Annotated in this window: 17 protein-coding genes; 4 read left to right on the top strand and 13 right to left on the bottom strand. The window is 66.7% G+C overall.

The features are described 5' to 3' along the window. The first annotated feature begins 89 nt into the window (after nucleotides 1–89). Complete coding sequence (locus tag EV666_RS11850; protein WP_207906403.1) at nucleotides 90–1,331, top strand: ABC transporter substrate-binding protein; 1,242 nt, start codon at nucleotides 90–92, stop codon at nucleotides 1,329–1,331. 1,090 nt (nucleotides 1,332–2,421) lie between these two features. On the opposite strand, the gene EV666_RS11845 is transcribed toward EV666_RS11850, so the two are convergent. From EV666_RS11845 to EV666_RS11825, 5 genes are all read right to left on the bottom strand, one after another. Further along, nucleotides 2,422–2,766, bottom strand: a complete 345-nt coding sequence (locus tag EV666_RS11845) for a hypothetical protein (RefSeq protein WP_132008006.1) — start codon at nucleotides 2,764–2,766, stop codon at nucleotides 2,422–2,424. 1,330 nt (nucleotides 2,767–4,096) lie between these two features. After that, entirely contained in the window at nucleotides 4,097–5,692 is a 1,596-nt protein-coding gene (cimA, locus tag EV666_RS11840; RefSeq protein WP_132008003.1) for a citramalate synthase, read from the bottom strand. Further along, on the bottom strand, nucleotides 5,689–6,210 hold the full coding sequence (locus EV666_RS11835) for a GNAT family N-acetyltransferase (protein WP_132008000.1): 522 nt from the start codon (nucleotides 6,208–6,210) through the stop codon (nucleotides 5,689–5,691). Before EV666_RS11835 ends, cimA begins: the two co-directional genes overlap by 4 nt. Nucleotides 6,211–6,219: 9 nt before the next feature. Further along, nucleotides 6,220–7,986: a cysteine--tRNA ligase gene (gene cysS / locus EV666_RS11830; RefSeq protein ID WP_245514389.1), complete on the bottom strand. Its 1,767-nt coding sequence runs from the start codon at nucleotides 7,984–7,986 to the stop codon at nucleotides 6,220–6,222. 201 nt (nucleotides 7,987–8,187) lie between these two features. Further along, nucleotides 8,188–8,757: a CreA family protein gene (locus EV666_RS11825; RefSeq protein ID WP_132008302.1), complete on the bottom strand. Its 570-nt coding sequence runs from the start codon at nucleotides 8,755–8,757 to the stop codon at nucleotides 8,188–8,190. A gap of 495 nt (nucleotides 8,758–9,252) precedes the next feature. Between EV666_RS11825 and EV666_RS11820 the strand changes: the two genes are divergently transcribed. Next, on the top strand, nucleotides 9,253–10,449 hold the full coding sequence (locus EV666_RS11820) for a DUF2865 domain-containing protein (protein ID WP_132007997.1): 1,197 nt from the start codon (nucleotides 9,253–9,255) through the stop codon (nucleotides 10,447–10,449). A gap of 352 nt (nucleotides 10,450–10,801) precedes the next feature. On the opposite strand, the gene gltX is transcribed toward EV666_RS11820, so the two are convergent. Beyond that, nucleotides 10,802–12,136 carry a glutamate--tRNA ligase gene (gene gltX / locus EV666_RS11815; RefSeq protein WP_132008299.1) on the bottom strand — a complete coding sequence of 445 codons (1,335 nt, stop codon included), beginning with the start codon at nucleotides 12,134–12,136 and terminating at the stop codon, nucleotides 10,802–10,804. A 179-nt stretch (nucleotides 12,137–12,315) separates the two neighbouring features. Between gltX and EV666_RS11810 the strand changes: the two genes are divergently transcribed. After that, nucleotides 12,316–12,894 carry a hypothetical protein gene (locus EV666_RS11810; protein WP_132007994.1) on the top strand — a complete coding sequence of 193 codons (579 nt, stop codon included), beginning with the start codon at nucleotides 12,316–12,318 and terminating at the stop codon, nucleotides 12,892–12,894. 99 nt (nucleotides 12,895–12,993) lie between these two features. On the opposite strand, the gene EV666_RS11805 is transcribed toward EV666_RS11810, so the two are convergent. The 7 genes from EV666_RS11805 to EV666_RS11775 all read right to left on the bottom strand — a co-directional run bounded on the left by EV666_RS11805 (nucleotide 12,994) and on the right by EV666_RS11775 (nucleotide 19,943). Beyond that, on the bottom strand, nucleotides 12,994–14,379 hold the full coding sequence (locus tag EV666_RS11805) for a class II 3-deoxy-7-phosphoheptulonate synthase (RefSeq protein ID WP_132007991.1): 1,386 nt from the start codon (nucleotides 14,377–14,379) through the stop codon (nucleotides 12,994–12,996). A 292-nt stretch (nucleotides 14,380–14,671) separates the two neighbouring features. Next, nucleotides 14,672–16,036: a glutathione-disulfide reductase gene (gene gor, locus EV666_RS11800; RefSeq protein ID WP_132007988.1), complete on the bottom strand. Its 1,365-nt coding sequence runs from the start codon at nucleotides 16,034–16,036 to the stop codon at nucleotides 14,672–14,674. 57 nt (nucleotides 16,037–16,093) lie between these two features. Beyond that, on the bottom strand, nucleotides 16,094–17,386 hold the full coding sequence (locus EV666_RS11795; protein WP_132007986.1) for an O-antigen ligase family protein: 1,293 nt from the start codon (nucleotides 17,384–17,386) through the stop codon (nucleotides 16,094–16,096). A gap of 58 nt (nucleotides 17,387–17,444) precedes the next feature. Continuing rightward, nucleotides 17,445–17,951: a DUF2059 domain-containing protein gene (locus tag EV666_RS11790; RefSeq protein WP_132007983.1), complete on the bottom strand. Its 507-nt coding sequence runs from the start codon at nucleotides 17,949–17,951 to the stop codon at nucleotides 17,445–17,447. A gap of 161 nt (nucleotides 17,952–18,112) precedes the next feature. Continuing rightward, nucleotides 18,113–18,667: a GNAT family N-acetyltransferase gene (locus EV666_RS11785; RefSeq protein WP_207906402.1), complete on the bottom strand. Its 555-nt coding sequence runs from the start codon at nucleotides 18,665–18,667 to the stop codon at nucleotides 18,113–18,115. Nucleotides 18,668–18,669: 2 nt separating this feature from the next. After that, on the bottom strand, nucleotides 18,670–19,365 hold the full coding sequence (rpiA, locus tag EV666_RS11780; RefSeq protein ID WP_132007980.1) for a ribose-5-phosphate isomerase RpiA: 696 nt from the start codon (nucleotides 19,363–19,365) through the stop codon (nucleotides 18,670–18,672). A 182-nt stretch (nucleotides 19,366–19,547) separates the two neighbouring features. Further along, entirely contained in the window at nucleotides 19,548–19,943 is a 396-nt protein-coding gene (locus tag EV666_RS11775) for a hypothetical protein (RefSeq protein ID WP_132007977.1), read from the bottom strand. Nucleotides 19,944–20,161: 218 nt separating this feature from the next. On the opposite strand from EV666_RS11775, the gene gph reads away from it, so the two are divergent. Further along, nucleotides 20,162–20,857, top strand: coding sequence for a phosphoglycolate phosphatase (gene gph, locus EV666_RS11770; RefSeq protein ID WP_132007974.1), 696 nt, complete (start codon nucleotides 20,162–20,164; stop codon nucleotides 20,855–20,857). The last annotated feature ends 46 nt before the right edge of the window (nucleotides 20,858–20,903 follow it).

Raw genomic sequence — 20,903 nt, 5'->3', positions numbered from 1 at the left:
CGCCGCCCACATGGCGACAGCCCGGATAACGGGCGACCGGCGGCATGGCGGCGCGGGAACCGGCGCGGAGACCGTCATTTCGGGAGGACATGATGAATTCCGTGCTTGTGCGCTGCCTGGCCCTCGGCCTCGCAGTCGCGACGCCCCTGGCCGGCCTTTCGGCCCAGGAGAAAAAGTCGCTCAATATCGCCGTTCTCAATGACAAGAGCTCGGTGTTCTCCGACGCTGGCGGCGTGCGCTCCGTGCGCGCGGCCGAACTGGCGGCCGAGGACTTCGGCGGCGAGATCAACGGCATGAAGATCAAGGTGCTGGGCCCCGACCACCAGAACAAGACCGACATGGGCGCCTCGCTGGCCCGCCAGATGTATGACCAGGAAGGCGTCGAGGCGATCTTCGACATTGGCAACTCCGCCATCTCGCTGGCCGTGCAGGACATCGCCCGCGAGCGCGGCAAGATTGTCGTCCACTCCGGTTCGGCCACCGCCGAGGTGTTCGGCAAGGCCTGCTCGCCCACCGGCGCCATGTGGCTGTACGACACCTATTCGCTGGCCAAGGGCCTCGCCAAGTCGGTGGTCGAACAGGGCGGCAAGACCTGGTACTTCATCACCGCCGACTATGCCTTCGGCCACGCCATGCAGAACGAAGTGACCAAGGTGGTCGAAGCCAATGGCGGCAAGGTGCTCGGCGCCGTGCGCCATCCGGTCGGCACCATGGACTTCTCGTCGTTCCTGATGCAGGCCCAGGCCTCCGGCGCCGACATCGTCGCCTTCGCCAACGCCTCCGGCGACACGGTGACCAGCCTGAAGCAGGCGCGTGAGTTCCAGGTGGGCGAAGGCAACCAGAAGCTCGGCGTGCTGATCTTCTATCTGACCTCGGTCCATGCCCTTGGCGCCAAGGCTACCCAGGGCGTGCAGTACCTCTCGGGTTACTATTGGGACCATGATGACGAAAGCCGCGCGTTCGCCAAACGCTTCGCCGCCGTCAACGATGGCCGCATGCCCGACCACACCCACGCCGCCGTCTACAGCTCGGTGAAGCACTACCTTCAGGCCGTGAAGGACTCAAAGTCCACCGACGGCAAGACGGTGATGCGCAAGATGAAGGAGACCCCGGTCAACGACTTCTTCGCCCATGGCGCGAAGATCCGCGCCGACGGCCGCCTGATGAACGACATGCTGCTCGTCGAGGTGAAGAAACCCGAAGAGGTCAAGAATGGCGAGTGGGACCTGCTGAAGGTCAAGCAGGTAGTCAAGGCCGACGACATCATGCGCCCGATCGCGGAAGGCGGCTGCACCCGCCTCGACCCGCCGGTGGACGCCGGGAAGAAGTAAGTTCTTCCTGTCCGACGCGGAGGGAAAGGCTGGCCTCGCGCCAGCCTTTTTTGTTGGCGGCGCAGGTGGCGCCATGAGTTCCGCCCCGCAGCCAGGCGGGCCTTTGGGACCTGGGCATCTGAAAGTGCGGATCTCCCAGCCACGGCCCGCTGGAATTCGCCCAAAGCTGGCCAGCGCGTGAAACAGATGACTTCCCCCTGACCTTTCCAGCAACTGGCAAAACAACTATAATTAATAACAGATATTTTTATACAAATTTTAAATTTAAAAAAGATACATCATTGTTGATGATGGCATAAAGATATTAACCAAGAATATATACTATACTTGGAGTGATATTTTGCGCGAATTCCCGCCAGATCGGCGATATGCCCCGCCTGCCCCAGATGGGAACCGCGGCAACCCGCAGCCTGTCAATCGTGGCGCCGACGATTTTCAGCGGCCCGCGCTTCCCGGGGGCGCCCTCCTGGACAATGGGCAGATCCTTCCAGAAGGGATGATGTTTCCTCCCTCTGCCCCTCATTCGCCTTCTTCGTCTCCTCCTCCCCCTGACCCTTTCCCTACCGCACATGACGAATTGGGAAGAGCGCCCCAACAACAGATTTTCCGCACCCCTCCATGGGAAGAACAACGAGGGCCTGCCGCCGGGAGGCTCCAAAGGGATATGATTGATGGCGGGATGGAGCCTTGGGCCCGCCCTCCCGGCCCAGCCCTCCCACGGCCCGCCGTCTCCATTCCGGGCCGCCCCTCGCTACCCGCTGCCGGTCCGGCGGACGCCCCCCGCCCTCCAGCCTCGTCCAGCCAGCAAGGCGCGGTCTCTTCCATGCCTGCGGCGGCCAGACCGGAAGAAACGAGGAGCGGCGGCAGGGTCAGGGACCCGGTCGCGAACGATCGGCGTGGCCGCCCCCTGGAGGGCATGATTGACGACCTGCTCCTCGATTGACGGCGCTGGAGGGCCGGCGTGCGCCGGCGCTGCCCCTTTTATTGACAGGCGCGCGTATCGCACCCACAACACCCCACAGAATGTTAACAACATATACCAACGATTATTATAAATTAACTGAATTGGAACATTGAGATGGAAGCAATATCAAGACTTGTAAAAAGAAAAATTCGAAAAGAACAAATCAGCCCTCCAACCGATTTTCTGCATGTCAAACACGTCGGGCCTGCGGTCGGTAATGAGCTGAATGCAATTTTCATGGGTCAGCAGGGGGCTTTGCCGGTAGCGGGCGTAAGCATGAAGAATTTCGGCCGCCCACTTCCAGCTGCCCCCAGCGCCTCCCCTCCCTATGCGACGCTCGACCCTGTTTATGAAAACATTGGCCCTGCCTATGACAACGTCGTCCGGGAGCTCCGCGATGCCCTTCCTTTGGGCGAGGAAACGGCAAGCGGCCGCGTCGTTATCCACGTCGAAAGAACCGCTTCGGGACATCTGCGTCCTCCCTCTCTGGACAGTGCTGAAATTCCCCCGCCGGTCCCTCCGCATGCCCCCCCGCCAATCCCTCCGCATGGCTCCCGCCCAACCGCGCCGCCTTCCGGTGATCTGGCCGAACCGCAGGCCCCCGGCCTATCCGGCAGGGCGGATAGGTCCCTCATCCATGCCTGCGGCCGCGCCGAGCGAAATCGCAGCGGCCGACAGCCCCCGTGGTTGGAGCTCCTACATGCGCGCCCGCGGCCGGATCTCTCACGTGATCGAGGATGTGTCCCTCTAATGGCAGCATCGGGAGTCGGGAGAGCGTCCCATTCAATCAGGACGGCAGTCCGATCGGAGCCCGCGCGGTGAGCCCGAGCCGCAAGCCCGCCCCAGGCCTGACGCCGGTCGCCTGGTCACGCCCAGGCGCCGCACTTCACCAGTCTGCAGACGATGGAACCAGCCAGGGTCTGGAAGGAGGCGTCGATCATGTTGGGGCTGCCACCGACCGTCACCCGGCTGGCCAGTTACGAGCGCCGGGGACTTCCCCGGCATTGAGACGTAGAACAGCTGATTTATTCTCCGCATGCTGACGTTTTTCATAATGTTTAATCAAAATATATATAAATATTTTATAGATTTGGATAAAAAATGGCCAGATCAACGCGACTTGTAAGAAGAGATGCTCAAAAATGGCAGACCGACGCATCAACCGGCATTCGGCGCGTCAACCGCGCAATCCCTGAGAACCATGTTCAACCAAAAGCAACTTTCATGGGTCCGAATCAGCCGTCGGCTTCGCAGGAAGCAGGCGTAAGCGCGGAGGATTCCAATCGCCCATTTCCAACTCCCGCAGGCGATCTCCATGGGAACATCAGCCCGATCTATGAAAACCTGGGCCCGTCGCTCCGCGACGCCGCCTCTTCGGGCGGCGAACTGACAAACGACCTCTTCGCAAGGCGCCCCGAGATAACCGATCGGGAAGATCTGCGGGCCTTACTTGAAATTCCTGGCGCACCGCCGCCGAAGCCGCCGCGCGGCCGCCCTCGTGTCCCTCCGCATGCCCTCCAGCCCGCCCCTCCGACGACGGCCGACTACGCCGCGTCTCCCCTCAGTGATCTGGCGCACGAACCGCAGGCTCGTGCCTGTCCGGAAGGACAGATAGCTTCATCCATGCCTGCGGCCGCGCCGGAGGAAATCGCCAGGGCTGGCAGGGTCACCGCCATTGACGGAGCCCGCCGGGCTCGTCTGATCGACGGTATACTTTACGAATGACGGCATCGGGAGAGCGCCCCATTCAATCAGGGCGCCCCATTGGAACGGCGCGTTGAGCCCGGCGCCGGTCACCCGCTCATGCCCCGGCGCCGCTCTTCACCAGCTTGTAGACGATGGAATCGGTCAGGGCCTGGAAGGAGGCGTCGATGATGTTGGGGCTGACGCCGACCGTCACCCAGCTGTCGCCGCTGCGGTCGCCGCTTTCGATCAGCACCCGGGTCACCGCATCCGTGCCGCCCTGGAACACCCGCACCTTGAAGTCGCGCAGGCCGAGGCCGGCGATAAACGGCTGGTACTTGCCCAGATCCTTGCGCAGGGCGACGTCGAGGGCGTTGACCGGGCCGTTGCCCTCGCCCACTGAAATCAGCTCCTCATCGCCAACGCGGACCTTCACCACCGCCTGGGCCACCGTCACCTGTTCGCCCAGGGCGTTGAAGCGGCGCTCGATGCTGACGCTGAAACGCTCCACGTCGAAGAACTGCGGCAGGTCGCCCAGCACGCGCCGGGCCAGCAGGTAGAACGAGGCGTCAGCGCCCTCATAGGCGTAGCCGGCGGCTTCCTTTTCCTTCACCACCTCCAGCAGGCGGCCAATGCGGCGGTCATCCTTGTCCACATGGATGCCGACCCGCTCAAGCTCGGCCAGGATGTTGGATTTTCCGGCCTGCAACGACACCAGCAACTGGCGGCTGTTGCCCACGGTTTCCGGCGCCACGTGCTCATAGGTGCGCGGGTCCTTGAGCACCGCCGAGGCATGGATGCCGGCCTTGGTGGCGAAGGCGCTGGCGCCAACGTAAGGCGCATGACGGTTGGGGGCCCGGTTGAGCACCTCATCCAGCGCCCGCGAGGCATGAGTAAGACCAGCCAGCCCCTCCTGCGTCACCCCCAGCTGGAAACGCGAGGCGTAGGGCTCTTTCAGCATCAGCGTCGGAATCAGCGAGACGAGGTTGGCGTTGCCGCAGCGCTCGCCCAGGCCGTTGAGCGTGCCCTGGATCTGCCGGGCGCCGGCGCGGACGGCCGCCAGGGCATTGGCGACGGCGCAGCCAGTGTCGTCATGGGGGTGGACGCCGACATGGTCGCCAGGGATGTGGCGCACCACCTCACCGACAATGCGCTCCACCTCATCCGGCAGCGTGCCGCCATTGGTGTCGCACAGCACCACCCAGCGGGCGCCGGATTCGTACGCCGCCGTCGCGCAGGCCAGGGCGTAGTCGGGGTTGGCCTTGTAGCCGTCGAAGAAGTGCTCGCAATCGAGCATGACCTCACGGCCGGCCGCTTTCGCGGCGGCGACGCTGTCGCGAATGCCGGCGATATTTTCCTCAAGCGGCACTTCCAGGGCCACGTGCACCTGGTAGTCCCAGCTCTTGGCGACGAAGCAGATGGCGTCCGCCCGGCTGTCGAGCAGCGCGGCGACGCCCGGATCGTTGGCTGCGGAGCGGCCGGCCCTTCGGGTCATGCCGAAAGCGGTGAAGATCGCGTTCTTCGTGCGCTTTTCCTGGAAGAACTCGGTGTCGGTGGGATTGGCGCCTGGATAGCCCCCCTCCACATAGTCGATTCCTAGCCGGTCGAGCATGCCGGCGATCTGGCGCTTGTCGTCGAGGGAGAAGTCGACCCCGGTGGTCTGGGCGCCGTCGCGCAGCGTGGTGTCGAACAGATACAGCCGTTCCCGCGTCATTGCCGCCCCCCAGGCGCAGTGTTTTTGTCGTTGTTGCCGGCAAGTTGCTTGCGCATCATGGTGCGGCCAAGCCAGACGCCGTCGATATCCACGGTTTCGCGGCGCTGCGGCTCAAACCCCAGCTTGCCGAACAGGTGCGAGGCGACGTCGCTGACGTCCGCGGTCAACGCCGCGGCGCCGCGCGCCGTCGCCAGCTTCTCCAGGGCGCCGAGCAACATCGCGCCAATGCCCTGCCCGGCGGCGGACGGATGCACGAACAGCATGTCGATGTGGTCCTTGCCGCGCAGCGAGGCGAAACCGGCCGGCGAACCGCCCACGACAGCAACCAGGGTGAGATTGCCGGCGAGGCGGCTGACAAACGCCTCTTCGTCGTCGGCGGTGGACGCCCAGGCGTCGCGCTGGGCGTCGTCGTAATCGTCCCCGGCCAGCACATGGATGGCCTCGCGAAAGATCTCGGCCAGCACCGGGCCGTCCGAGGGCAGAAACGGGCGCAGGCCCGCGTTGAATTGCTGTCCCATGGCTGGCCCTTATTGCCCCGCGACCCATTCGATGGAAACGCCGCCGTCCTTCGTATCCTTGACCACGGCGCCCATGGCGGCGAGTTCATCGCGAATGCGGTCGGCCTCGGCCCAGTCCTTGCGGGCGCGGGCGTCGGCGCGGGCGGCGACCAGCGCATTGACCCGCGCCAGGGCGGGATCGTCGTCAGCCTCGCTGCGGAAGGACACCAGACCATTGGCGTCGGTCTCGATGGCGATCTTCTTGCGCGCCAGCTCCTCGCGGGTGGATTCCAGCAGGCGGGCGTCGCCATTGACGTGCGCCGTGCGCCAGATGCGGCTCATGCTGAAGCCGAACATGCCGGTTTCCGGGCTGAACTGGCCGCAGCCAAGCGGCGCGGCCAGGGCCAGCGGCGTCTGGCGGCTGACCAGGCCGAGGAACGACAGGGCGCGGATCACCTGGCCGGCGGCTTCCAGATCCGAGGCCATGCGGCCGATCAGCCCGCGCACCCAGCCGATGGCGCCGGGGGTGTTGAGGTCGTCCATCAGGAAGCCGAGGAACGGCGCCGGCGGCGCCTGGTCCAGGTCGGCGATCCACCGCCGCAGGGTGATGTCGCAGCCGCCGAAGAAGCGGCCCTGCAGGGCGCCGATGGCGCCGGCGATCGTCTCCAGCTCCGTCTGCGCCCGGGCGAGGCGCTTCTCGGTCCAGTCGATGGGCTGGCGGTAGTGGGTTTCCAGCATGGCCCAGCGGATCACCGGCCCGGCCCACGGGCCGCCGAACTTGCCGCTGGTCAGCAGGTCGCGGATGGTGACGAAATTGCCGAGCGACTTCGACATCTTCTGGCCTTCGACCTGAAGAAAGCCGTTGTGCAGCCAGTAGTTGGCCATGCGCGGCGCATCGAGGGCGCAGCACGACTGGGCAATCTCGTCCTCATGGTGCGGAAACACCAGGTCGATGCCGCCGGCGTGAATGTCGAAGACATTGGCCTCTGCCGGATCGCAGGCGATGCGCCCGGCAAAACCCTGGATCAGGTGCTTCCACGACATGGCCGAGCATTCGATATGCCAGCCGGGGCGCCCAGGAACGGCGATGCCGCCCGGCGACGGCCAGCCTGGCTCGTTCTCCTTCGACGGCTTCCACAGCACGAAATCCATCGGGTCGCGCTTGTAGGGCGCCACCTCGACGCGGGCGCCGGCCAGCATCTCGTCCAGCGTGCGGTTGGCGAGGGCGCCATATCGCGGCATGCCCGCCTTGCGCCCCATGGCGGCGACGGAGAACAGCACGTGGTCCTCAGCGACATAGGCGATGTCGCGGGCAATGAGGCGCCCGATGAGATCGCGCATCTCGACGATGTGCTCGGTGGCGCGCGGCTCGATGAAGCGCGGCGGCTCGCCCTCCACGTTCACCTGGTCGGGCATCAGCACGCCAAGGGCGCGAATGTCGGCGTGGAAGCGCCGCGCCGTGACTTCGGTGAGGTCGCGGATGGTGACGCCGCGTTCGGCGGCGCGGGCGTTGATCTTGTCGTCCACGTCCGTGATGTTGCGGACGTAGGTGACGGCGGCCGCGCCATAAAGCTGGCGCAGCACGCGGAACAGGGTGTCGAAGACGATAATGGGGCGGGCGTTGCCGATGTGGGCGTCGTCGTAGACGGTGGGGCCACAGGCGTACATGCGCACATTGGCCGGATCGATGGGACGGAAGTCGTCCTTCGCGCGGGTCAGGGTGTTGTACAGGCGCAGGCCCCTGTCCTGGATATCTTCCGGGCCAGCCTGCCGCAGCGCGTCATTCTGCGCATCGATTTGCACGGTCGTACCTCTCCCAAGGCCGGCGGCCGGGAGTGCAATCCAATTTTCAGGTTCTGAAAAGGGGACGGCTCCGGGCCGCGCAGCGCGCTAGCCGGTTATAATGCAGATCGCAATAATAATGCGGGCCGTCGTCATGGAGCCCGTTTTGCGACGGCGCGGGCGCGCCGTCAAGCGCTGGCCGACAAATGGCGCGGCTCATTTCACCCAGTCGGCGCACTTTACCGGCGCGCCCTGGCCGCCCCAGGGGGCAATCGGCACGGCTGCGGTGGCGTTCTGGGGCGAGCCTTCAATCAACCGGTCGGAATAAACCAGATAAACCAGCGTGTTGCGCTTTGCATCGCAGGCGCGCACGATCTGCATCTTCTTGAAGATCAGCGAGCGGCGCTCGGAGAACACCACGTCGCCCTGGGTGAACTTCTCCTTGATGGCGATCGGCCCGATCTGGTTACAGGCTAGCGAGATGTCGGAGACTTCCTCGGCGACGCCCAGCATGCCCTTGACGCCGCCGCGCTCCGGCAGGGTGTAGTGGCAGGCGACGCCCTCCACCAGCGGGTCGTCGATGCCATAGACCACCAGCTTGTCGTCCGGGGTCATGAACTTCCAGACCGTGGATTTCTTCAGGATGACGTCCGGCCCGTCGGCCAGGGCGGCTGGCGCGGCGGCGGCCGCCGCCGCGAGCGCGGCGACGCCGGCGGCAAGAACCCGCAAGGTAGTCCAGCCCCGGCGGCGGGCTGCCGGCGAGCCGTGCTGATCGTCGGAAGTCATTGCGGCGCTGGTCATGTGCGTTCGTTTCCTCGCTGGGGGACATCATCTGGCCGGGGCCCGCCCCGTCGCCGGAAAATACGTTAACCCAGAATGCCTGGGCAAAACTTCGGCGCCAACGGCCAGCCTGCCCGGAAGGGGCGGCGCGGCTGCCGGAACCACAGATGGCGACGCCCCGCCCTGGCGGCAAGCAGCCCTCCACCGGTTATCGCACGGCGACGCCAACGGGTTCGCCGCCGTTCATCCGTGGCGGCGCGGCCACGGACGCCAGCCAGTCAACCTCCGGCGCGGGCCGGGCTGGCCGGAAAACTTGCGAACGGCCGCATTTACGGCGAGATAGAATGATCAGCATACGGACACTGACCGGATTGCAGGCTCGAGCGACCCTGAAATCAGGTTCAGGCTGACAGACATATGCTCTAACTTTTTGCTCTGGCGCATTTTCTCCATGCGGCGTGGCGCACGCCCCGCCTGAAAATGCACTAGCGGGATGATTCGATGAACCTGCGGCGCGCCCCTGCTTCCCACGCCCTGACCGACGCCCCCGCCCTTTCCGGGGCCGGTATCTGGCTGTCGGCGACGGGCCGGCGCGTGTTGAAGCTCATCGCCACCGGCGCCGTGGCGCTCGGGGTCAGCGCCGGCGTGGCGGCGGCCCAGTCGCCGGCCTGCGACCAGTATCGGGCGGAGCTTTCGGCGCTGTCGCGCGGCAACCCGCAGGCGGCTGGCCAGGCCAGCCAGATTCGCGGCGAGATCATCCAGCTTCAGGCGCAACGGTCGCGATTTGGCTGTGATCGCGGCTTCCTGTTTTTTGGCGACCGCCCGCCGCAATGCAGCCAGATCGACGCCCGCCTGCGCGCGCTGCAGGGCGCCTACGCCAACGCCCAGAGCCAGGCCCAGGGCAACCCCGCCCGCCGTCAGGCGCTGATGGCGGCCATCGCCCGGTATTGCAGTCCCGGCGGCCAGCGTGAACCGAATTTCTTCGAGCGGCTGTTCGGCGGCGGCCAGGCCGCGCCGCCGCCGCCGGACCAGCAGCAGTACGAGATGAACACGCACCGCCAGGCGACCGAGAATTCGCCGCGCTACGGCGGCTCCCGCGTGGTCTGCGTGCGCGCCTGCGACGGCTATTTCTTCCCGCTGCCCTCCAACCGCCGCGAAGGCGCGGAGGACATGTGCCAGGCGCTGTGCCCCAACACCCAGACGCTGGTGTATTTCATGTCCGGCGACGGGGTTATCGAACGCGCCGGCAACCGCGAGGGCAAACCCTATACGGAGCTGCCGAACGCCGGGAAGTACAAGAAATCCTTCGATCCCGCCTGCACCTGCCGCAAGGCGGACGAGAGCTGGGCGACGGCGTTGCAGCCGGCCGAGAACATGCTGAAATCCGGCCGGGGCGACATGATCGTCACGGAAGAGAAGTCCGAGGAGCTGTCGCGGCCGAAGGCCGTCGCCGCCAGCCGGAAGCCGGAGCCCGCCCCCGAGGCCGATGAGGAAGCCCCCGTCGATCCCTCCACCCTGCCCACCGCCTCGAATGAGTCCTCCGGCATCGGTCCGCAGACGATCAATGAGGAGCAGACCGTTGGCGCCCGCGAAGGCCAGGTGCGTGAAACCGTGGGCCAGGGCGGCCAGCGCGCCAAGGTGCGCGTGGTGGCGCCAAACATCTTTGTCGAGCCGGTCGCGCCAGGCAAGGAACGCTGAGGCAGCCCGGGCGCCAAGCTCCAGCACAGCACACATCACCGACAGCGCGCATCGCGGCGCTGCAGGCAACCGTGCGGCAACCGCGCGCCGTCGCCGCGCCCCGCAGGCCGCCAGTCGCGCCATCGCCCGCCTATCGGCTGCTCATGACCGCCGCCATTGTGCGCCAACCACCGTGAGCCAGCAGCCGGCGCCGGCCATCGCCAGAGCGTGTGGCGTGTGCCGTTCATGCGATACAGCCGCACCTCGCCTGACGTCACAATGTGAATGGGGCCAGATCCTGTCCGGCCACGACGGCGCCGGTTATGCGTCGGCGCGTTTGCGTGCGGTCAACAGACGGCGGATGCCATGCCGTTTACGCGCCCCCAAGCCGGCGCAGGGTTTCGGCGCGACCGATCAGCGGCAGCAGCGCCGCCAGTTCGGGACCATGTTCGCGGCCGGTGAGCGCGAGGCGCAGCGGCATGAACAGCGCCTTGCCCTTTGCGCCGGTCTGGTCGCGGATGGCGCTGGTCCACTGTTTCCACGTCTCCGTCGACCATGGCTCAGCCGGCAGCGCGCTGGCGGCGGCGACGCGGAAGGCGTCGGTCATGCCTGGATCCGCCGTCCCATCCGGGCCTGAGGCGATGACGCGCGCCCAGTCCGTGACCTCGGCAAGGCGGCTGATATTGCCGCGCACCGCCAGCCACAGCGGTTCGCTGGCGGGGAGCCCCAACGCCGCCAGGCGCGGGGCTGCGTCGGCCCACGACATATCGTGCAGCAGCCGGGCGTTAAGGCTGGCCAGTTCGTTTTCGTCGAATTTCGCCGGCGCACGGGAAATGCCGGACAGATCGACCAGGGCGGCCAGGGCGTCGAGATCGGCGACGGGACGCACCGCTTCCGCCGTGCCGACAAGAACCGCCAGCGCGGCCACCGCCATCGGCTCCAGGCCGCTGTCGCGCAGGCCGCGCAGGGAGAGGTGGCCAAGACGCTTGGACAGCCCCTCGCCGCTCGCCGTGGTGAGCAGGTTATGGTGCCCGAACAGGGGCGGCGCCGCGCCCAGCGCCTCGAAAATCTGGATCTGGGCGGCGGTGTTGGTGACATGATCCTCACCGCGCACCACATGGGTGACGCCCATCCCGGCGTCGTCGACCACCGACGGCAGCGTGTAGAGGAAACTGCCGTCTTCGCGGATCAGCACCGGATCGGACAGCGAGCCGCTCTCGACCCGCGAGTCGCCGCGCACCAGATCGGTCCAGGTCACCACGCCCGGCTCCAGCAGAAAGCGCCAGTGTGGACGCCGTCCCTGGGCTTCCAGATCGGCCTTTTCCGCGTCGGTCAGCTTCAGCGCCGCCCGGTCGTAAACCGGCGGCAGCCCGCGCGCCAGCTGGCGCTTGCGGCGACGCTCCAGTTCGTCGGCGGTTTCGTAGCAGGCATACAGCCGGCCGGCGTCGCGCAAACGCTGCGCCGCCGCCTCATAGGCCGCCATGCGGTCGGACTGGCGGAACTCCTGATCCGGGGCCAGGCCAAGCCAGGCGAGGTCCTCACGGATCGCCGCCGCGTATTCGGCGCGTGAGCGCTCCTGATCCGTGTCGTCGAGGCGCAGGATAAAGCGCCCGCCAGCGCGCCGCGCCAGCAGCGCGTTCAGCAAGGCCGTGCGGGCATTGCCGATGTGCAGATAGCCGGTGGGCGAAGGGGCGAAACGGACGATCATGGGGAAATGGCGCTCAAGCTGGACGGACACAGCCAGCTTATGACCGAGCCACCGACCAGATGCAACGCGCTCCATGAGCATTGGCCGTCGTAGGCCACCCGTTCCAGCATCATGGGGGCCAGCGCATCGTAGCCGTATAGAATTGCAAAACTACCGGACAAATGTCAGGAACGAAAACGATGAACTTCTCCCCCAGAATTCCACAACATTTCCACTATCCCAATACATTAACACTCGAACAACGCACGCCGCTTCGCATGCGGACATTGCAGGCAAAAGCCCCGACCTTCCCCGACAGCGCCACACGAGAAGCTTACACGAACAAGGCGATGACGACATTTCAGCAAGATGGCGTTAACCGCATCTATCAGAGGCGATACAAATCTGTCGGCCACATTCACCTGGATGATTTCATACATAATGATTATATAGAAAAAGCAAATGGTCCAATAAGTATTTCAGATTTCAAGCATTTTTCCGAACTTTTTCATGAAGGTTACCGCAGATCAGATACCGAAGTCATGGTCAACATGGGCGTGCGCGCCGATGGTGAGCGCGTGCTGTACGTCTCGCCATTCCATATGGGAGCGCTTCAGAAGCGCCTGCGCACCGAACCCCTGACCATGCCCCGGGCGGAGAAGGGGGCCGCCATAGCCGGGAAAATCAAACCATCCGCCGGCTACCGGTTTGAAGAACGCCACGCCAGCGATCTGACGGGTCTGGAGGACATTGCGGATTTCGCCATTATCCATTTTTGAGAACATCCGCAGCCGGCGAGCCGGCGGGAGAACCTGACCACAAAAAAGCCCCGGATCGGCGTGATCCGGGGCTTTTGCCTGTCTGGCGCGTTGCCGGCCTTACTCGGCCGCGGCGGCGCGCTGGTCGCGCAGCTTGTCGGACCGCTCCTGCTTCAGGCGCTCGGCGACCAGGAAGGCCAGCTCGATCGCCTGCTCCGCGTTGAGGCGCGGGTCGCAGTGGGTGTGGTAGCGGTCGGACAGGCCAGCCTCGGAGATGGCGCGGGCGCCGCCGGTGCATTCGGTAACGTCCTTGCCGGTCATCTCCAGATGGATGCCGCCGGCGTAGGTTCCCTCGGCCGCATGCACGTCGAAGAAGGTTTTCACTTCCGACATGATGAGGTCGAACGGCCGGGTCTTGAACGAGCCAGCCTTCACCGTGTTGCCGTGCATCGGATCGCACGACCACACCACCGAGCGGCCCTCGCGCTGCACCGCCCGCACCAGGCCCGGCAGATGATCGCCAGCCTTGTCGGCGCCGAAGCGGCAGATCAGCGTCAGGCGACCAGGCTCGTTCTCCGGGTTCAGCACGTCGATCAGCTTCAGCAGTTCGTCGCCGCTGAGCGAAGGACCGCACTTGACGCCAATGGGGTTCTGCACGCCGCGGAAATACTCCACGTGGGCATGGTCGAGCTGACGGGTGCGGTCGCCGATCCACAGCATGTGGCCGGAGGTGGCGTACCAGTCGCCGGTGGTCGAATCGACGCGGGTCAGCGCCTGTTCGTAGCCGAGCAGCAGCGCCTCATGGCTGGTGTAAAACTCGGTCGAGCGCATCTCCGGATGGGTTTCCGGATCGATGCCGATGGCCCGCATGAAGTCGAGCGACTCGGTGATGCGGTTGGCCAGCTCCTGGTAACGGCCCGACTGCGGGCTGTCCTTGACGAAGCCCAGCATCCAGCGATGCACGTTGTCCAGATTGGCGTAACCGCCGTTGGCGAAGGCGCGGATCAGGTTCAGCGTCGCGGCCGACTGGCGGAAGGCCATGAGCTGGCGACGCGGGTCCGGCGAACGCGCTTCGGCGGTGAAGCCGATGTCGTTGACAATGTCGCCGCGATAGCTCGGCAGCTCGACGCCGTCGATGGTTTCGGTGTTGGCCGAACGCGGCTTGGCGAACTGGCCAGCGACACGGCCAACCTTCACCACCGGCGAGGCGCCGGCGAAGGTGAGCACCACCGCCATCTGCAGGAAGACGCGGAAAAAGTCGCGGATATTGTCGGCGCTATGTTCGGCAAATGCTTCGGCGCAATCGCCGCCCTGAAGCAGAAAAGCTTCGCCAGCAGCGACCTTGCCGAGCGCGCGCTTCAGTTGCCGCGCCTCACCGGCAAAAACCAGCGGCGGAAACGCGGACAGCTGCTCCTCGACAGCCGCAAGGGCGGCGGCGTCGGGATAGGCCGGCATCTGCTGCACTGGTTTCTGGCGCCATGAGGCGGGCGTCCACCGCTCACTCATCTTCGTCACTCCCGCGGCGGGCCGTTTGTGGATGGCAGCCGCCGCACTGCCCCCGGGCATTTGTCTGCAACGCGACCGCCCTTGCTGGCTGTGGCGCCCTGCCCGTTATTGTCGGAATGTCACCCCGCAGCACGTCCCGCGCCGCGACGGACACCTCCAGAAGCGGGGCTTATACCGCTTAAGTTAACAATAATGAAGTCTTTTGCGCGGCGCCTTTCGGGCGGGGCGGCCTCAAGGCGTCCAACACCCGGAGGCGCCCCGGATCACGGAGGTTTGGCTCTCCGGTTCCGGCTTACGGATTGACCGGCGCGCGCAGGGTGACCAGTTCCTCGGCCGCGGTGGGATGCACGGCGATGGTCCGGTCGAAATCCGCCTTGGTGGCCCCCATGGCGACGGCGACGCCGAGCACCTGGATCATCTCGCCCGCCCCTTCGCCAAGGATATGCACGCCGAGCACCCGGTCCGTGGCGCGATCGACGATGATCTTCATCATCATCCGCTCGGCGCTGCCGGAGAGGGTCGCCTTCATGGGGCGGAACGCGGTGCGGAAGATCAACGGGTCGCCATGGCGGGCGCGCGCCTGCTCTTCCGTCAGGCCGACGGTTCCAATCTCCGGCGTCGAGAACACCGCCGTTGGAATGAGGCTGTGGTCAACCGTGGTGGGGCGGCCGCCATACACGGTGTCGGCGAAGGCGTGCCCCTCGCGGATGGCGACCGGGGTCAGATTGACCCGGTTGGTCACGTCGCCCACGGCGTAAATGGAGGGAACGCTGGTGCAGGAGTAGTCGTCCACCTGCACCGCGCCCAGCGCGTCCAGCTTGACGCCGGCCTCCTCCAGGCCGAGGCCGCGGGTATTGGGCAGGCGGCCGATCGCCAGCAGCACGGCGTCGACCTGAACCGTTTCACCATCGGTCAACGCCACGTCCAGGCCATCGGCCGTGCGATCGATGCGCGCCAGCTGACGGCCGAGGCGCAGATCCATCTGCTGGCCGAGGGCGGCGACGAGACCATCCTGCAGGTCGTGATCGAAGCCGCGCAGCAGCCGGTCGCCGCGATGCACCAGCGTCACCGCGCTGCCGAGGCCAGCGAAAATGCCGGCGAACTCCACGGCGATATAACCGGCGCCGACGACCATGATGCGGCGCGGCTGGCGCGGCAGGTGCAGGGCCTCGTTGGAGGTGATGGCGTGCTCGACGCCAGGCGCGCCGGGAAGCTGCGTCGGCCAGGCGCCGGTGGCGACGAGGATGCGCTCCGCCGTGACAATGCGCCCATCCGGCAGCAGGCGCACAGCGTTGGGGCCGGCGACGACGGCGCGGGCGTCAACAATCTCAACGCCGGAATTGGCCAGATTGTTGCGGTACAGCCCCTCAAGGCGGGTGATTTCCGCGTCCTTGCGGGCGATCAGGCTGGCCCAGTCGAACACCGGGGCCTGGGGCAGCGTCCAGCCGAAACCGGCGCTGTCGGCGAATTCGTGCGCGAAACGGCTGGCGTAAACCAGCAGTTTCTTCGGCACGCAGCCGCGAATGACGCAGGTGCCGCCCATGCGAAACTCTTCGGCGACCATGACGCGGGCGCCGTGGGTCGCCGCGACGCGCGCCGCGCGCACGCCGCCGGAACCACCGCCAATGACAAACAGGTCCACGTCATACGCGCTCATCTGGCAAGCTCCTGTGGCGGCGCGCCCCAAAGCCGGCGGCCGCTTCGCAAGAATGTTCTACTGGTCAATGTTCCGCCCGGGGCCACTCTTACCCGCGCGAGAGCCGGACGCCGTGTCGTAACGCACGGCTTCGAAGGATTTGCAAAACCAGATGGCCGCCGCGCCGAGAATGGCCAGCCACCAGCCCTGCCAGGCGCCATGGCCCACCTCGGCGATGACAAGGACGGCGGCTATCGCCGCCAGCGCCGGCGGCAACTCCTCGCGCCGGCGCAGAACCAGCAGCGCCTTGCCCAGCCAGGCGAGAGCCACAGCCGCCAGCAGCGCGCCAAGCACGCCCAGTTCCGCCCAGATCTGCAGGAACATGTCGTGGGGATGGCCAACGGCCAGCAGGGTGCGATGCTCGCCGGGGACCAGCAGCGCCACCGGAGCGTCGCCCATTTTCGGGCTGACGCCGAAGCCGGCGCCGGTGAACGGCCGCAGCAGCGTCACCTCGCCAAAGCTCTGCCAGATTTCAACGCGGTCGCGGGCATGCAGGGATTGCAAACGGTCCAGCGCCCAGCCAGGCACGGCGCGCTGGGCCAGATCGCCCTTCACCGGCGCCAGCGCCAGCGCGGCGAACAGGCCAGCCATCACCAGCCCCCAGGCGAAACGCGGCGCAAGACGGGCCAGGCCAAACGTCAGGGCGCCGCATATCAGCGCCAGCATGGCGGCGCCGGAAACGGATTTGAACACCGCGGCGGCCATCAGCACGGCGAGCGCGCCCATCATCAGCCCGCGACGCGGCGCGCCTTCCGACAGGCTCCACAGCGGCCAGTACAGCACGACGAAGCAGATCACCGGCTTGTTGAGGACAAACAACGCCGGGCGCATGCCAACGGCGTAACGCCAGGCCATGCCGGTAAACAGCTCGACCAGCACCTCGACGCAGGCCAGGGCAAACAGGCTGGCGAACAGGATGAACACGGCGCGGCGCCGCAACCGGCCAAGACTGAGGCCAAGAATGGCCGCGGCGACGAGGGGCGCGAACGCCTCCCCCATGGCGAACAGCCCCAGACGGGGAAATGGATGCCAGAGCAGGGAAGCGGCGGCGAGGGCCGCGAAAAGGGGCAGAAAAGCGCCCGGCAGCGACCGGGCGCGCGCCCAGGCGTCGGCCGCGAGCGCCCGTCCCCGGCCCGCAACCACGGCGCCGGCAAGAGCCAGCAGCGCGGCTACGCCGATCAGCGCCGCCGATGAGCGCACGGCGAAGGCCAGCGCCAGCGGCATGGCCGCCAGCACCACCCAGGCGGCCTGCTCCAGATAGTGGCCGGACGCAGAGGCTGGCGTGTGGTTCGGGGCGTCGGCTGTCGTCATGTCTGGCGTCCCCGCCCTGTCTTTCGCCGTTTCGTGGACGGCCTGCCGCCGCCCGGCCTCAGAACGTCTTGCCGCGCTGGCGCAGTTCGTTGCGGATGCGCTCGACGACGACGCCCGACAGGGACTGGGTCCAGTCCTGCATGCGCGTCATCATCTCCTGCATGACGGCTGGCTGGCTCTGCACATATTTCACGCCGGCCGGCGAAGTGAAGAAGGCGGCGATCTGCGTAAGATCAGCTTCTGGAATCTGCTCGGCGAAGATTTTTGCCGCCACGTTGACCATGTCATTGGTCTTGGCGTTAATTTCCGGCGTGATCTTGGTGATGATTTCCTCGACGTCCGCCTTGATTTCAGGGCGCGTCACCAGTTGCTCGCGCACCTGGGCGAACAGGCCGGGAATCACCGCCTCGAACGAGCGGTCGAGGCCCGAAGCCTTCACCACCTCACGGGCCACGGTCATCTGGGCTTCTGTCGGCTCCTTGCCCTGCGCAAGGGCGGCGCCGGCGGCCAGAGGCGCCGCAACCGCGATCAGGCCAACGACGGCAAGGCGGGCAAATCGGTTCATCAGTCTCTCCAGCTCACCAGTTTCCGGCCTCCGGAACGACGCTTCCGGGGCGCCATCTCATACGACCATCCCGGGCAACATGCCATCACACGGAATGAAATACCGCCCCTTTCCGCCTGGCGTCCCGTTCCGAAAGACGCCCGCCAGGGAACATGCCCGTCTCAGCGATCCGCCGGATCCAGCCCCGGCGCGCCGACATCGCGGGTCATATACGTGGCGGCGGCGTCATATTTGCGGGCCGCCGCCTGCAACGCCTCATCCGCCGACGGCGTGAAGCCGCACCGGCGCCAGAACGCCTCCGCGCCGTTCACCGCCACCAGACCGAGCCGGTCAAGGCCACCCTGCTCCGCCATGGCGACGGCCCTTGCGACAGCCGCCCGCGCCGCGCCCGTTCCGCGCGCCGCCGGCGCCAGCGCCAGATCATGCAGATAGTACAGGACCGGGAACGGCGGCAGCGCCCCAAGCAGGCTGTTGAGCGCCGGCGGCGCGGCGACGGTCCATGGGTGGGAAATGAGGTAGCCGCCAGGGCGCGCGCCGGCGGCTTGCCGCGTCTCGAGAACCATGCACCCCTGTGGATAGAGGCCAAGGCGCTCGGCGAACACCGCGGCGTCCTCGGGATAATCCGGGTGAACCTCCGCCGCGATCGCCATGACCGCCGCCAGATCGCCGGCGGTCATGGCCCGCCAGGTCCAGCCGCCGGGCTCCGCCGCCGCCATGCTCAGACCTGCCCGAGCTCAACCAGCCCGCCGGGCGCCGCCAGCACCACGCCGGTGGCCAGGCCAATGAACAGGCCATGCTCCACCACGCCGGGAATGGCGACGAGCGCCGCGGCCAGCGCCTCCGGCTGCGGCAGGACGGCGAAGTGGCAATCAATGATATAATGGCCGCCATCGGTGACGAAGGGCTTGCCGTCACGCTGGCGGAGCGTCAGCTCCCCCGTGCAGCCGCAGCGGGCGGCGGCGGCGGCGATCTGCCGGCGCGTCACCTCCAGACCGAAGGGATTGACCTCGACCGGCAGCGGGAACCTGCCAAGCACGGCCACCTTCTTGCTGTCGTCGGCAATGACGATCATGCGCTTGCTGGCGGAGGCGACGATCTTCTCCCGCAGCAGGGCGCCGCCGCCGCCCTTCACCAGGCGCAGCTGTTCGTCCAGTTCGTCGGCGCCGTCGACCACCAGGTCAAGCTCAGGCGTTTCGTCCAGGGTGGACATGGGAATGCCCTCGCCCTCGGCCTGGGCCTGGGTTGCCTCCGATGTGGCGACGCAGATCACCTTGAGGCCGCCGCGCACGCGGTCGCCCAGCAGTTCGACGAAATGCCTGGCCGTGGAGCCGGTGCCCAGCCCCAGCCGCATGCCGTCGCTCACGGCTTCAAGGGCGCGCGCCGCCGCCTGGCGCTTCAGATCTTCTGAACTCATCCTGTCCTGTCCCGGCCGTCCTGTCCCGGCCCTGCCGCCTGGGGCGGGTCGCCTGGCGCAAAACCCGGTCCACCAGACCCACGCCTGCTCCAGCCCCTGAAACACTGGCTTTGCACGCCGTTCGCGCCGCCGCCGCGCGACGTGGAGCCGACATCGGCCGGGTCCAGTCGCCGCAAAGCGCCTTACCTGGCCTGCGGCGTGCAGACCACCTTTTCGTTGAAGACGTAGCAGATGCTCATCTCGCCGGTGCGATCGTTGATGCGGAACACCCCGCCTTCCCGCTCGTGACGCGAGGTCACCAGCCGGTAATCGCCCGGCGTCTGCGCGCCGCCGCCTTCGCCCGGTCCATAGCACAGGGTGACGCCGACAGAACCCTCTTTCAGGCCATACTGGCAGGCGCCCATCTCGCCGGTAACGCGTTCGACGCGATAAATGCGGTTGAGATCGACCTGCGGCGCTGGAGCGAAATCATAATTGCCGGCGCGCGCCGCCGTGGCGCCCAGCGCGCATGCGGCCAGCGCCCCCGCGAACACCGCGCGCCGCAAACTGGCCGACGCGGCGCGTTTCTTCTGCGACATGAATCCAATCCCCGTGACAAGAAGCGACGAATCGACCGCTGGCGGACCGTGACGGCGCTACTGTATCAGAGTCGCAAACGGCCATATCATGGCCAGCGCGATTTCGGCCGGCGCGATTTGGACCGCCCCGGCCCCGCCCGCCAAAAGCCCGCCAGTTCCCTCCTTGCAGGCCGTCGCCCACGGCGGCCGGCGCACAGCCAAATTCCACAGGAGCCCGCATGATCACGCCGCCAACCCTGGTGCTGGACCTGGATGGGACGCTGGTGGACACCGCCCCCGACCTGCTGGCGACGCTCAACGCCGTGCTGGCGGGCGAGCGCCTGCCGCCGGTGACCCTGGACCAGGTGCGGGCAATGACCGGCGCCGGCGCCCGCGCGCTGCTTGAGCGCGGCATGGCGGCCGCCGGCGTCGTCGCCGGGCCAGAGCGGATGGACGCGCTGTTCGCCGCGTTCATTGATTATTACGCGGCGCATATCGCCGATCATTCGCGCCCATTCCCCGGCGCGCTGCAAGCGCTACAGCGTTTTTCCGACGCCGGCTGGCGGCTGGCTGTCTGCACCAACAAGCTGGAAGGTCTGGCGCGCCTGCTGCTCGATGCGCTGGAGCTAACGCCGCGCTTCGCCGCCATCGCCGGCGGCGACACCTTCGCCTTCCGCAAGCCGCATCCCGGACACATCCTGGAAACGGTGCGCCTGGCCGGCGGCGAACCCGGGCGGGCGGTGATGGTGGGCGACAGCGCCGCCGACATCAACGCCGCCAGGGCCGGGGGCGTGCCGGTGATCGGCATGACCTTCGGATACACCGACATTCCGGTGGTCGCACTGAACCCGGACGCCACGCTCGATCACTTCGATGACCTGTACGACGCCGCCATCCGCCTGTTGCCGGCCCGCATCGCAGCCGCAGGGGCCTGACCGGGGCGCTGCGCGCGGTGAACCCGCTTGCAACGGCGCGGAAAAA

It is taken from the genome of Camelimonas lactis (assembly GCF_004342915.1).
Taxonomy (GTDB): Bacteria; Pseudomonadota; Alphaproteobacteria; order Rhizobiales; family Beijerinckiaceae; genus Camelimonas; species Camelimonas lactis.
This window is presented reverse-complemented; position numbering and strand designations above follow the sequence as displayed.

What these genes read in the sequence shown, in the direction of transcription:
- EV666_RS11850 (WP_207906403.1), top strand. Translation starts at nt 90, where the DNA reads ATGATGAATTCCGTGCTTGTGCGCTGCCTGGCCCTCGGCCTCGCAGTC.
- EV666_RS11845 (WP_132008006.1), bottom strand. Translation starts at nt 2,766, where the DNA reads ATGTCCCGAAGCGGTTCTTTCGACGTGGATAACGACGCGGCCGCTTGC.
- cimA (WP_132008003.1), bottom strand. Translation starts at nt 5,692, where the DNA reads ATGACGCGGGAACGGCTGTATCTGTTCGACACCACGCTGCGCGACGGC.
- EV666_RS11835 (WP_132008000.1), bottom strand. Translation starts at nt 6,210, where the DNA reads ATGGGACAGCAATTCAACGCGGGCCTGCGCCCGTTTCTGCCCTCGGAC.
- EV666_RS11825 (WP_132008302.1), bottom strand. Translation starts at nt 8,757, where the DNA reads ATGACTTCCGACGATCAGCACGGCTCGCCGGCAGCCCGCCGCCGGGGC.
- EV666_RS11820 (WP_132007997.1), top strand. Translation starts at nt 9,253, where the DNA reads ATGAACCTGCGGCGCGCCCCTGCTTCCCACGCCCTGACCGACGCCCCC.
- gltX (WP_132008299.1), bottom strand. Translation starts at nt 12,136, where the DNA reads ATGATCGTCCGTTTCGCCCCTTCGCCCACCGGCTATCTGCACATCGGC.
- EV666_RS11810 (WP_132007994.1), top strand. Translation starts at nt 12,316, where the DNA reads ATGAACTTCTCCCCCAGAATTCCACAACATTTCCACTATCCCAATACA.
- EV666_RS11805 (WP_132007991.1), bottom strand. Translation starts at nt 14,379, where the DNA reads ATGAGTGAGCGGTGGACGCCCGCCTCATGGCGCCAGAAACCAGTGCAG.
- gor (WP_132007988.1), bottom strand. Translation starts at nt 16,036, where the DNA reads ATGAGCGCGTATGACGTGGACCTGTTTGTCATTGGCGGTGGTTCCGGC.
- EV666_RS11795 (WP_132007986.1), bottom strand. Translation starts at nt 17,386, where the DNA reads ATGACGACAGCCGACGCCCCGAACCACACGCCAGCCTCTGCGTCCGGC.
- EV666_RS11790 (WP_132007983.1), bottom strand. Translation starts at nt 17,951, where the DNA reads ATGAACCGATTTGCCCGCCTTGCCGTCGTTGGCCTGATCGCGGTTGCG.
- EV666_RS11785 (WP_207906402.1), bottom strand. Translation starts at nt 18,667, where the DNA reads ATGGCGGCGGCGGAGCCCGGCGGCTGGACCTGGCGGGCCATGACCGCC.
- rpiA (WP_132007980.1), bottom strand. Translation starts at nt 19,365, where the DNA reads ATGAGTTCAGAAGATCTGAAGCGCCAGGCGGCGGCGCGCGCCCTTGAA.
- EV666_RS11775 (WP_132007977.1), bottom strand. Translation starts at nt 19,943, where the DNA reads ATGTCGCAGAAGAAACGCGCCGCGTCGGCCAGTTTGCGGCGCGCGGTG.
- gph (WP_132007974.1), top strand. Translation starts at nt 20,162, where the DNA reads ATGATCACGCCGCCAACCCTGGTGCTGGACCTGGATGGGACGCTGGTG.